This window comes from Peptoniphilus hominis (ex Hitch et al. 2025), from assembly GCF_040096015.1.
GTDB classification, from domain to species: Bacteria; Bacillota; Clostridia; order Tissierellales; family Peptoniphilaceae; genus Peptoniphilus_A; species Peptoniphilus_A hominis.
This window is the reverse complement of the sequence record NZ_JBBMFO010000015.1, coordinates 1-12,643: the sequence shown is the minus strand read 5'-3', so window position 1 is coordinate 12,643 and position 12,643 is coordinate 1. Positions and strand designations below refer to the sequence as shown.

The following is a 12,643-nucleotide window of genomic DNA, read 5'->3' as shown; positions in this document are numbered from 1 at the left end:
CTCTCGGATTCATAACTTTCCTAACATCTAAATAATAAAATGGTGATTTATGGTAGAAAAAAATTTAGACGAAAAAGATTCTAAAAATAATATGGATTCTAAGTTAACTGATACAACTAAAGAAAACAATTTTAATGATGCTGAATTTATTGATAATTTACTAGGAAAAATAGATAGATACTATACATTAAGCTATAAAAATGATAAAAATCTTGAAGAAATGACATCAAATGATGTGGAAAACTATGTAAAAACAACCTATTCAAATCTGAAAGAAGAATATAGTGATAAATTTTTAAGAGATTTAACAACTTTTAAAATTTATAGGGATAATTTAAAAGCAAGCTTAGAATACAGAAGCCAAACAAGTAATTATTTTGAAACTCTAGGCATAGCTATTTCTACGACACTAATAACAATAGTGTTAAGCCCAAAAAATAAAGATTGGAGAGCAGTTGAATTAGTTCTTTCAATCGTAATAATAGCTGTAATTTTGTCATTAATCATGAAATTTATAAATTTTTTATGGCGCCGTTGCAAAAATTCAAAACTCAACAAATTAAAGATTGTTAACGAAAGTATTCACATTCTTGAGTACAAAAAAGAAAAGTTGACTCAGAAATTAGAAGATAAGAACAAATGAAGAGATCTTTCTATGGAAAATGAAAATACTGATAAAAAAAACTATGGGAATAAAAACTAGAAAATCTATTTACAATCTATCTAAGCCGTTTCCTAATAGCTTGGAGAAAGCGACTAACGAGGAAGTAGGGGAGTATATTAATACTAACTATTTAATTAAAAAAGATTTCACAAAAGATGAAGTGAAAAATGATTTAATAGTATTTAAGTATTGCCGAAATGATTTAGATAGAAATTTAAAAAATGGAGAAGTTTTTCTAAACTATTTCACATTTATAGTAGCTGGAGCATCTTTGATTATATCTATAGCAGCATTACAGAATACAGAGTATTATGTAAAAAGCATATCTATTGCTGCACTTATACTGTTGGTTTTCTCTACAATATCTATATTAGCTTCGACACTAAAGTTATTTGTTTATAAAACAGCCAATGGAAAACTTGTAGCATTACAATATGGAATAGATGTATTGGAAATGAAGAAGGAAGAACTAGAATCTGATAAGAAAGATTAATTGGAAAGAAAAGAGATGAAGGGGTTTTATAAAACCCGATAATTTGTCATAATTGGTCTTAGGACCATTTATATAAGGGCGCTGGGACCCTAACCCAGATTAATTAAGACTATAAGTCTTAGAAGTAATATGGGAACTGGGACCCAATCCCAGAAAATAAAACAAAGGAGTTTATTATGAACAAGAAAAAAATTCTATCACTAATCATGGCATTAGTGATGATCGTTGGAGTATTTTCTCCACTAACAGCATTCGCTGATCAAACAGTACCCACAACTAATCTTAATATTCACAAGATTAAGTTAGACAATTTTGATGGAGTAACAGCTAAAGACCACAAAGGTCAAGAATTATCACTTGATGACCTTAAGGGCGAAAACTATTTCAAAGGTAAAAACCCAGAATGGTTAAATGGAGTTAAATTTACTTATTATAAAGTAACTACTGAACAATTAGCTAAGATTGAAGAAACTAATCCTCAAACAAAAGAACAAGTACAAGCTATAATTGATCAAAATGCAGCATTATTTGATGGAGTTGCAGGAGTAGAAACAGAGGCTACAAGTGGTAATGGTTTAGTTACAATTCCAAACTTAGCTGAAGGAACTTATTACTTTGTAGAATCTGAAACACCAGCAAACCATACTGGTGCATTAGCAGTACCTTTTAAAATCACATTGCCAATTTATGATGATAATGGTGCTGCAATGAAGGATGTACACATTTATCCAAAGAACAAATTGACAGACAAAACTACAACTAAGGATTTAGACACAGAAGCAAATAAGGCAAATAAGAAAACAGAAACTCACAATGTAACAGTTAAAGATGATAAGGGAAATAGAATTCTTACATTAGATAAGGGCGCAAAAGTTCCTTACGTTGTAACTACTCCAATTCCAGCTGGTTCAAAAGAAATCATACTAGCTTGGTCAGATAGAATGAGCCCAGGTTTAACTTATAACAATGATTTAGTTGTAAGTGCAACTTATGGTGACCCAGGAACTGATTTAGCTTTAGAAGCAGCAGATTATACTATTACAAATTCAGATAATGGTTTTGTATTAAAATTCACTGATGCAGGTATCAAGAAAGTATTAGAAAAAACACTTAATAAAGGTGACGGCGTAAAACTTATTGATGGAAATACAATATATAACAAACAAGCTGATGAAGCTGCTCAAAAAGTTGAAATAACACTAAAATATTCAGCAACTCTTAACGGACTTACTGGTCCAGTAGACCCAGAAACAAATACAGTTTCTTTCTTCTATGGAAATAAACCAGGATACACTCCACAACCAGGAGATAAAAACCCAATTCCAGAAACAAATAAAACTGAAATTCCTGTAAGCAAATCCTTTGTTGGTGGGGATGGCGCTACAGCAAAAGATTGGCCAAAAGATTTAAGTGTTACTGTTAAGTTACAAAAATGGGACCCAGCAACAAACAAATGGGAAGATGTAGCAGGCAAAACTTTAACTTTAAATGATGCTCAAACTTCTGGTAAATTTGATGGTCTTAATGAAAAAGAAAAATATAGAGTAGTGGAAGTTGAAATCAATGGTTGGGTAGCTAATTATTCTCACGATGCTCAAGGTGGTGTTGTAATCAAGAATAAGGAAAATCCTAACCCTAATCCAATTACACCTCCAGAAGTAACTGTAACATCTGGCGGTATCAGATTTGTAAAAACTGATGATAATAATGCAAATCCACTTCGTCTAATCGGTGGTAAGTTTATAATTTCTAACCAAGATGGTAAATATTTATACTACAAGACAGAGGCACAATTAACAGATGAACAAACAGCTTTAAAGACTGCAGAAGGACAATTAAAAGCTCTTGTAGATGAATATAATGCTATGACAGTAGAACAACAAAATGGAGCTGAAGGAACAGCTAAGAAAACAGCAATTGATGAAAAAGCAACTGAAATCGCAGGATTAAAGAAGAAAGCATCTATTCAATATACTTGGAAAGAAGGATTTGGAACAAAAGATAATTTAACTGAAAATCTAGTAGTTTTAACTCCAAACAGCCAAGGTTATATGGAAATAACAGGACTTGATTTTGCAACTTACAACTTAGTCGAAATTGAAGCACCAAAAGGATATGCTATTCCAGCTGATGGTCAAAAATTTGAGTTTACTGTTGATAAGGATTCTTATAGCAACTTAAATCTAACAGGTGAAAATGCTATGATTGATTCAACAACAACTGATACAACTAAAGCTCAAAGATTAGTCAATAAGAAAGTAACTATTCCACAAACAGGTGGTATGGGTACTGTTATCTTCACTGTTGTTGGTATCGGTCTAATGGCTGGCGCTGTAATGGCAATGAAGAAAAATAGAGAAGAAGCTTAATTATTAGTAATTTAAATTTAATTTGACAATTTGTTAAGTTTAAGGAGATTATTATTAGTTAAATCTAATTATTAAATTGGGAAGGGGTCTTTCCCTTTCCCCTACATATTATGATAGTGAGGTAGAGATGAAGAAGAAAATATACAGTTTAATAATTTTATTTGCGATGGTAACTACGGTCTTCCTACCTCTTACTGTTTTGGGAGCATCATCTGTTACCATCGACATAAAGACAAAGGAAAGTTTAAGTAAAAATGATTTAGAGGGCAGGACTCTTGGTATATGGAAGATAAATGATAAGTTTATTGACACTTCTATGGACAAGACGAGACTTGTTGCCATCCTCGATAGGTTGAGTGAGGCTGACTTAGATAGGCAGCTTGAAAACAAGGCTGATAAATGGATTGTAAGTCCTAAAGAGGCTGATGACTATAAGATTACTCTTAGTCTTGAGCCTGGCACTTATTATATAAGAGAACTTGGAGATAAGGAGAGGTTTATTGAGTCTGCTGTCTTCAGTCCTGGGGACACTAATATTATCAAGTTAAAATGGGGGTTAAAGATTACTCCGCCACCTCCACCACCTCCACCTGAAAAGCCACCTCACGAACCTCCTGGAGAAACTCCACCACCACCTCCTAATTCTGTTCTTCTTTTGAAGACTGATGGAGAGGGCAAGGCTCTTGAAGGTGCTAAGTTCACTATTCACTCTATGCCAATGGCGATCCTCTTTTGACTAAGGATGGGTCTGTGGACGATAAGGGTTCTGCTGAGATTTTTGTCACAGATAATGGTGGTAGGATTCTTATTAAGAATGTGAAGCCTGGTGCCTATGTCTTCAAGGAAATTGAGGCTCCAAAGGGCTATAAGATTGTGGAAAGTGAAAGCGACTTTGCTATTTTTGAAGGTGAAAGTGCCACTGTCAAGGTTGTCAACGAGAAGAAGTTAGGTTCTTATAATTTCTACAAGACCGATGAGGCTAGGGAAATTGGTCTTCCTGGGGCTGAGTTTGTAATCACTCGTGACAAGGACAATATGGACCAAAGGGTACAAAGGGATGGCAAAGACCTTGTGCTAAATTCTGGCGATGATGGCAAGTTTGCTGTCTATGATCTTCCCTATGGCACATATTATATTTGGGAGACTAAGGCTCCCGATGGCTACACTCTCTTGCAGGGTTCTTTAAAATTTGAGATTGACGACAATTCTTTTGAGAAAGTCCTAATTATTGAAAACAGTAAAAAGCCACCTATTCCTAAAACGGGTGACATAACTCTCATTGTGCTAGTTGTTGCTGGTGCTGTGATGATTGGGCTAGGTAAGTATTTAATCAAGGACAAGAGATAGAATGAGGCTCCTTGGGGGCCTCTTTTTTATGGTGTTATATGAGCAAGAAAAGGAAAAAATCTAATTTTTTATTTATTTTTATTTTCATACTGGGGCTTGGTATTTTGTCCTATCCCATGATATCCAACTGGTATTATAGGATTGAGTCCAACAATCAAGTTGCCGACTACAAGGAAGCGAGAAACCTCTTAAGTGACGAAGAGATCCAGAGGAGGATGAGGCTTGCCAAGATTTACAACGACAATCTAGGCAATGTGACTCCAAAGGACCCTTACAGTGAAGAGGAAAAGCACAAGGCAATCGAAAATTATGCTCAGATGCTAGAGCTAAGGACTAAGATAGGCGTTGTCACTATTCCTTCTATTGATGTAGAGCTGCCTATTTATGCTGGTACTAACGAGGAAATCCTCCAAAAGGGTGCTGGTCACTTGGAAGGCACATCTCTTCCTATTGGTGGTGAGTCCACTCACACTGTTATCACTGCTCACTCTGGTCTTCCTTCTGCAAGGCTTTTTACGGACCTGCAAAAGGTGAAGATGGGCGAGAAGTTTTACATCGAAAATATTGGGGGCACACTGGCTTATGAGGTTGACCACATTGATGTCATTGACCCAAGTGACTTTTCTCAGCTTCTTGTGGTGCCAGAAAAGGACTATGCAACCCTACTTACTTGTACTCCTATTATGATCAACACTCACAGGCTCATTGTCCGTGGTCACAGGGTGCCTTATGTGCCAGAGGTTGATGAAAAAGTTATGGAAGACAAGGGCGGAAATCTTGGCATTGATAAAAGGCTTATCATTCTCTTAATTTTTGCTATAATTATCTTAGTTAGATATTTATTGTCAAGGCGAAAGAAAAAATTGGCAAGGAAGAGAGAGCTGGAAAGGGCTAAAAATATTGAGCTAGCTAAGATGAATATGAGCGCTAATAATAAGAGTGAGGATCAGCTTAAGGGCGATGGCAATAGTGGAAATGATGATATGAGTAAGGGTGATGGCAATGGTGGAAAAGTTTAAAAAAAATTGGAAAATTATTCTTATTTTTGTGCTTGGGCTAATGATTGCCATTTACCCAATTATTTCCAATTATTATTACACTGTGGAGAACAACAATCAGGTTAAGGACTTCCAAGAGGCTGTTGCCGAAATGCCAAGTAAGGAAGTTTTGGAGAGAATTGATCTTGCCAAGGCTTACAATGATACTCTCGACCCTTCAAGGCTGGCTGACCCCTACACTGAAAGGGAAAAGAAGGGCGTGGAAAACTATGCTCGTATGCTTGAAGTAAGGGAAAAGATTGGCTACATTGATGTGCCAAAGATCAACCAACAAATTCCAGTCTACGCTGGTACTTCTGAGGATGTACTGCAACACGCTTGTGGTCACTTGGAAGGGACATCTCTTCCTATTGGCGGCAAGGACACTCACGCTGTCATTACAGCCCATAGGGGACTGCCACAAGTTAAACTCTTTAGGGACCTAGACAAGATGGAAGTGGGAGATTTATTCTTCTTCACAAATGTTAAGGAGACTCTAGCCTACAAGGTGGACCAAATTCTCGTTGTTGAACCTTGGGACTTCGAGCCAGTCCTCGTTGTGGAAGGCAAGGACCTCATGACCCTACTTACTTGTACGCCTTACATGATTAACTCTCACAGACTGCTTGTGCGTGGCCACAGGGTGCCTTATGTGCCAGAGGTGAAAGAGGAAATCGAAAGAGCTAAGTTCAATTACAAGTCTCTAATTGTGCCGGGAATCGTTCTTGCTGTAGTTATGCTTATTATATTCTTATATATTAGACATAGGAGGAGAAGACGCTATGAAGGTTAAGACTAGGGTTTTAATTGGATATTTATTTATTCTCTTGGGGATTTTTATGCCCCTACTTGCCTTTACTTCCATGTCTTATAGGGAAATTGTGGCGAACAAAAGGTATGCGGCTTTTAAGGAAAAGGATAAGGCTCTGACTGAGGAGCTAAAAAAGTACAACAAGGAAGTTGAGAAGGGCGACTCCAATATTATTGACCCCTTCTCTAATGAAAATTATGATGGATACTATGACATTAAGGGTATTGACAAGGAGGAAGTCTTTGCCTATCTCATCATTCCCAAGCTTGACATGAAAAAGCCAATTTATCTTGATGCAACTTACAAGCACTTGGACCTTGGCGTGGCGCAAGTTGAAGGGACAAGTCTTCCTCTTGGTGGCAAGTCCACGAGATCTGTCATAGCTGGTCACAGGGGCTGGTGGGGAGACCTCATGTTTTACAATGTGGAGAAGCTTGAAGCAGGCGACGACATTTTTATTGACGGTCGATCTGGACTCTTGAAGTACAAGGTCACTGGGCAGGAGATAATTGACCCCAGCGACTGGGAAAAAGTTCTGCCAATAGAGGGCAGGGACATGGTGACACTTTTAACTTGTCATCCAAAGAGACCACCGAGGCCAAAGAGACTACTCATTAACGCAGAGAGAGTCGTTGAGAAAAAGGCAGAGCCTGTGGAAAAAGTAAAGGAAGAAAGACAAGTTTCTTATTTGAAGTACGCAATCTATGGAGTGACTCTTGTGGGTTGGCTTGCCTTTATTGTTGTCTTCTTTAAAATGATGGGATATGTTAGAGAAGGCAAGAGAAGGAAGAAAAGCTAATAGATAATAGAATTTTGAGAGAAAAGATATGTTAAAATATAACACCGATTTCCTTGTTTGGAATTTAAGAGATATTATCAATTCTTTAATTGAAAAGTATTCAGAAATCAATCAAATATTTTTGTTTGGATCAAGAGCATATAGAACAGAAAGTTATCGATCAGATATAGACTTATTAGCAATTTGTAAAGAGCCTATAGCGATAGCAGATATAAATTCTTGGTTACACGATGAATACCCACCAGTAGATTTATTTTTGTCTACGGATTCAATAACTGCATATTCTGTTGTTAACGGAAGTAAAATTTTTTATAGATCAGATAATAAAAAAGGTTTTAAAGATCTTATAGACCAAATAGATGCTATAAGTTTATGGGATTTAAAAGATGGATTTAATAATAGTTTTGATTTATGGGAAATGAGAACATTAATAGGGACAGAATTTATTATGAGCGTAATTCCTAAAAATGCGATAAGAGATGATGTCTATATATTTGATCTATTTCTGAAAGACTTAGAGTATTCTGGTATAAAACCATTTTTTTCGGGATATAACCATAAACAGATTACGAATAGTATATTAGATATAATAGAATGTGGATTAACAATTCCTACGGAATATTCAAAAAAAGCAAAAAATTTTACTTTTGACAAAATAAAGCTGAAAGATGAATATGATTTTCAAAATTTTATTCATTTTTTGCTTAGACCAATTTATAAAGACATACAAACCGAAAATGTGGCGATAAAATTAGATGGTCAAGAAAAAAGAGCTGACTTAGGATTATATAATAATAAAATTATTATTGAGACTAAATGGATAGACAATAAGAGTAAGAAATCGGAAGTCATAAAAACTTTAGACGGATTGGCTAATTTTTATTCAGAAAATCCGAATGTAAGAAGTATTATTTTTTTAGTATTATATAAAAAGGGATTTAAATTAGATGAAAAACTTTTAGAATATAGATTTTCTTATGAAAAGAAAGATCCGATGATAATTGTAAGATTTTTTGAGAATGTTTTTGATTGAAAAACTATGGGAGACCATATTTTTTTTGATAAAAGCTATAATCAAAATTAATTATGTATATCTCATTCTAAACTCACGCTTTCCAGAACTCGAACTTCTAAAATCTGGGACTCGCTTCGCTCGAACAGTGCGATTTTAGCCGAAGTTCTTCGATTTGAAATCAAAGCAATTTTTTGTATAGGATATTCTTAGCAAAGGACTTTTTTAAAATCATAATAAACTAAAATGTCCAAAAATTTAAATCATTTAGTTTATGATAAAATATTTCTTATAAAAGGGAAGAGAAAGAAGGAAGGAGGAAGCTTATGGTTGATTTAATAAATGTTGGAAGAAATATAAAATGTTTAAGAGAGAAATCTGGTTTAAATCAAGGGCAAGTTGCTGAGTTTTTGGATTTGGACCAAGACATGATTTCGAAAATTGAAAAGGGCAAAATAAATATTTCAGAAAGTCAAATTGATAAGTTGGCAAATTTGTTTTGCTGTCCTCTTTCTTCCATTTTGTATGGAAATGAAGATTTAAATTGCAAGGTAGATTATAGGTCTAATTTAATAAAAAGAGAGGACTTAGAAGCTTTGTCTTTAATTAACAAGCTTGTACTTAATCAATTTGAAATGGATAGGATTGCAAGGAAGAGCCAAGATGCAAAGTAAGATGAGTTTAAGTAGATTATATTAACATAATAAGAAGAAAAGGATGCGAGCTTTTGTGCCTGCATCCTTTTTTTGTGTGTTTTTTTCTAAATTTTTTCAAAAGTCATGAGAATTAAAATTTTAAAGGTTTTCAAAAGTTCCAAGGACTTCTACTTTTTTATCCCTTATCATAACTTTACCACGAGCGAGGACTGTGTCGATGTCCAAAGTTTTTTCGTCAAGCAAATTTATATCTGCATCAAAGCCTACTTTAATACTTCCCTTATTCTTTAGGGACAATATTTTTGCTGGGTTTGTAGTGAGACCTCTTAATGCGATTTCAAGTGGGATGTCTTCTTTAAAGACACATTCTTTTATTGCTTCAAGGAGGCAAGATGATTTGCCAATGCCTAGTCCAAGGTATTCATTTTTTTCGTTAAACATTGGGAAACTTCCTTGTCCGTCTGATGTGAAAGTAAAGTTCTCGAGGCATATTTTTTCATCAATTATGCGTTTTAAGGCCTTGGAGATTCTAACTTCGCCATATTCTTTTTCCCAAAGGTCGGGGTCGTCTGCACCAGTGAAGTCACAGTAGCCACCACGCTTTAAATATTTTATGCTTTCTTCAAAAAGTTCTGGATTTCTGCCACAGTGAGTTGGCAAAAATTGTGAAATAGGAATTTCTGTTTCATCTACTGCACGATTTAGATAGTCCAGGTTGGACTTTCCGTCGCCCATGTGGATGTTAATTATGCCAGCCTTGCCAGAGAGCATGCCTGCAACTCTAACATTGGCTGCAAGTCTTATGAACTCTTCAAAGGTCGGTTGAGATGATCTGTGGTCAGATAGGGCAATTTCCCCTGCCCCAATTATTTTATCAATGGACATTATATCCTTCATGACATGACCAGTTAGGGTAGGAGTTGGTATTTGATAGGCTCCAGTGTAGATATAGGATGTGATTCCTTCTTCCTCAAGGCCTCTTGCCTTGGCAAGGAGGGCGGATATATCTCTTGCAATACCATCTGTGCCGAGGGTTCCAACAACTGTTGTGACGCCAGCTTTTGTCAGAGTGCTTAGTGTTATTTCTGGTGTTCTTGTCTTAAAACCACCTTCTCCACCGCCACCAAGGATATGAACATGGCAGTCTATAAAGCCAGGAGTTAAAATTTTTCCTCTCCCGTCGATTTCTTCTACATCCAAACAAGACAAATCAATTTTAATTTCATCTTCAATGGCTGCAATTTTATCTCCGAGAATTAAGAGGTCCTTTGTTCCTAAAAATTCTGGGCTATAAACTTTTGCCTTTCTAATAACTTTAATCATCTTATTCACTTCCTATTGGAAATTAATAAGGACTGCAATAATTAATATTATTGAGCCAAGTAGGAAGAAGAAGGCTTGCATCTTGATTTGGAATTTTGCCCACTTAGACCAATCTATACCAGCAACGCCAAGGACACCAATTAAACTTGCAGAAACAGGTGTAAAGGCATCCATAAAGCCTGCGCCCATTTGGTAAGCAAGGACTGCAATTTGTCTTGAAAGACCAACTAAGTCAGCGAGTGGTGCCATGATAGGCATAGTTAGGGCTGCTTGTCCTGAGTTTGATGTTACAACTAGGTTAAATAGTGATTGGAATAGATACATACCAATTGCTGCGATTGCCTTTGGCACGCCAGCGAAGGCATTACCCATGGAGTAAAGAATAGTATTTAGAGCAGAGAAGGAATTTGCATCGCTGCCGCCAAGTACAATTAAAATACCCTTAGCCATACCTACAACAACGGCAGTGCCAGCAAGATCAGCTGCACCAGATTGGAAGCAGGAAGCCATGTCGTTAATTGTCATGTTATTTAATTTAAAGATTACTGCTGTAAGACCTGCAGCAAGACCCATTACAAAGAATTGTGAAGCTATTTCAGGAATGTAGTAGCCCTTTTTCATAACTCCCCAAACAATCCAAACTAGGACAGCCAACATTTCAAGTAAAATAATTTTATGTCCAAGTTTAAATTCTTGTGCAGAATTGTCTTCTGCAAGTTTTGCCCTAAACTTATTGTCTGTATCATAGACAACGGAAAGAGTTGGAGTCTTTCTAATTCTTTCTGCATAGACCATAGTGTAGGCTGCGCCGAGGCCTGTAACTACAACCCAACATACAAGCCTAAAGCCTGCACCAGATAAAACTGGAATGCCAGCTATACCTTGAGCTATGGCAACAGAGAAGGGACTCATCCAAGAAACGGCATTGCCAAGTTGTGATGCAACGAAGGTTACAGTGACGGCGACAATGGAGTCGTAGCCAAGGGCAATGACAAAGGGAACCATGACCATGGAGAAGGGAATAACCTCTTCACTCATGCCAAAGGTAGCTCCACCTAGTGAAAATAGGTAAAATAAAATTGGAATTGCAAATTTTTCGAGACCCTTTGTTTTGTTGATTACAGCATAAATACCAGCATCAATGGCGCCAGTAGACATGATGATACCAAAAGCTCCACCTACAACTAAAAGAAGGGCAACAATACCAACGGCAGACCCATATTTATCACCAGACACTAGACCTTCGAACAAGTAGTTTAAAAAACCAAAGCCATTGAAGTCATCTGTGCCCCAAATTTTTGCTGTCTTATTTAAGTTGACAGATTTATCGTAAAAATTATCCCCATAAAGTCCGTATAGAGTATCGTCTGTCAAGCCAACCTTATCTAGGGCGCCTTGGTCCCAAGTGTCAGCTGGAGTTTTTAGAAGTTCAGCAAAGGCCTCCTCGTCGATGTCATTTTCTTCCATGGCTTCTTTATTTTGGGACAAGTTGCCAAGATTTTGAGCCAAGAAGTCCTTGTTGAGAGGGTGCATGTACCTAAAGGTTTCAGTTTGCAAAACTGTTCTTGTGTCGGTTTCGCCAGAGGCATTTTGGTATTCAACTTCGTGAGTTGAGAATTTACCTGCTGGAATTAAAAATGTTAAGCCCCAGCAAATAAGAACGACAACAAAAATAATTGCATAGGTGTGCGGCGTTTTAAATTTTGTTAAATCTTTTTTTGTCATAATTTTCTCCTTTCGAGTTTTTTATCCATATTTTTTTGGCTAGTAAATTTTTTAGACTTAGGATAAGTATAATTACAAGAAAATAAATTTATAGCCAGGTAAAATCACCTAATAATTAAAATTATAAGCTGGGGGTCTTGGACTAGCTTGTAAAATTTTATAATTAGGTCTTTATGGATAGGTTTAAGATATAGAGTCAGAGTTCATAAAAATTTCATCTGAAATAATATATCCCATGTAAATAGTATATATCAAAAGGTTTTCATTTTGTAGGAGCAAAGTTATCATAGGGAAAATTTTTTATTGATGAGTTCTTATTATTTTAGGAAAGATAAGTTGTAAAATTAAATGCGACACAAATAAAAAATAAAAACTCATACTAACTTCGTGTAAAATGTTAATAACGA

The 12,643-nt window shown here is 36.0% G+C and carries 12 protein-coding genes; 10 read left to right on the top strand and 2 right to left on the bottom strand.

What is annotated here, in order from left to right:
• Positions 1 to 49: 49 nt before the first annotated feature.
• From WMO19_RS05740 to WMO19_RS05695, 10 genes are all read left to right on the top strand, one after another.
• The gene (locus WMO19_RS05740) at positions 50 to 643 is read left to right on the top strand and encodes a hypothetical protein (protein ID WP_316719135.1); all 594 of its coding nucleotides are present in this window, start codon (positions 50 to 52) and stop codon (positions 641 to 643) included.
• A 19-nt stretch (positions 644 to 662) separates the two neighbouring features.
• Positions 663 to 1,157, top strand: a complete 495-nt coding sequence (locus WMO19_RS05735) for a hypothetical protein (RefSeq protein ID WP_316719136.1) — start codon at positions 663 to 665, stop codon at positions 1,155 to 1,157.
• Between the two features lie 176 nt (positions 1,158 to 1,333).
• Positions 1,334 to 3,526, top strand: a complete 2,193-nt coding sequence (locus WMO19_RS05730; protein WP_349170658.1) for a SpaH/EbpB family LPXTG-anchored major pilin — start codon at positions 1,334 to 1,336, stop codon at positions 3,524 to 3,526.
• A gap of 127 nt (positions 3,527 to 3,653) precedes the next feature.
• Complete coding sequence (locus tag WMO19_RS05725; protein WP_349170657.1) at positions 3,654 to 4,262, top strand: hypothetical protein; 609 nt, start codon at positions 3,654 to 3,656, stop codon at positions 4,260 to 4,262.
• Between the two features lie 14 nt (positions 4,263 to 4,276).
• Positions 4,277 to 4,873, top strand: coding sequence for a SpaA isopeptide-forming pilin-related protein (locus WMO19_RS05720; RefSeq protein ID WP_349170656.1), 597 nt, complete (start codon positions 4,277 to 4,279; stop codon positions 4,871 to 4,873).
• A 38-nt stretch (positions 4,874 to 4,911) separates the two neighbouring features.
• Entirely contained in the window at positions 4,912 to 5,892 is a 981-nt protein-coding gene (locus WMO19_RS05715; protein WP_316719140.1) for a class C sortase, read from the top strand.
• Positions 5,876 to 6,703, top strand: a complete 828-nt coding sequence (locus tag WMO19_RS05710; protein WP_349170690.1) for a class C sortase — start codon at positions 5,876 to 5,878, stop codon at positions 6,701 to 6,703. Before WMO19_RS05715 ends, WMO19_RS05710 begins: the two co-directional genes overlap by 17 nt.
• Positions 6,693 to 7,520 carry a class C sortase gene (locus WMO19_RS05705; RefSeq protein WP_349170655.1) on the top strand — a complete coding sequence of 276 codons (828 nt, stop codon included), beginning with the start codon at positions 6,693 to 6,695 and terminating at the stop codon, positions 7,518 to 7,520. The genes WMO19_RS05710 and WMO19_RS05705 overlap by 11 nt, the downstream gene beginning before the upstream one ends.
• A gap of 28 nt (positions 7,521 to 7,548) precedes the next feature.
• Positions 7,549 to 8,553, top strand: coding sequence for a hypothetical protein (locus WMO19_RS05700; RefSeq protein WP_349170654.1), 1,005 nt, complete (start codon positions 7,549 to 7,551; stop codon positions 8,551 to 8,553).
• A 305-nt stretch (positions 8,554 to 8,858) separates the two neighbouring features.
• Positions 8,859 to 9,206, top strand: a complete 348-nt coding sequence (locus WMO19_RS05695) for a helix-turn-helix domain-containing protein (protein WP_349170653.1) — start codon at positions 8,859 to 8,861, stop codon at positions 9,204 to 9,206.
• A 120-nt stretch (positions 9,207 to 9,326) separates the two neighbouring features.
• Here WMO19_RS05695 and iadA read toward each other — a convergent pair whose 3' ends face one another.
• Together iadA and yfcC are read right to left on the bottom strand one after the other, a co-directional pair.
• Positions 9,327 to 10,511 (bottom strand): beta-aspartyl-peptidase, encoded by a 1,185-nt coding sequence (gene iadA, locus WMO19_RS05690; protein ID WP_349170652.1) that lies wholly within the window; start codon positions 10,509 to 10,511, stop codon positions 9,327 to 9,329.
• Between the two features lie 12 nt (positions 10,512 to 10,523).
• A complete protein-coding gene (gene yfcC / locus WMO19_RS05685; RefSeq protein ID WP_349170651.1) occupies positions 10,524 to 12,236 on the bottom strand; it encodes a putative basic amino acid antiporter YfcC in 1,713 nt (570 codons plus the stop codon).
• Positions 12,237 to 12,643 lie beyond the last annotated feature (407 nt).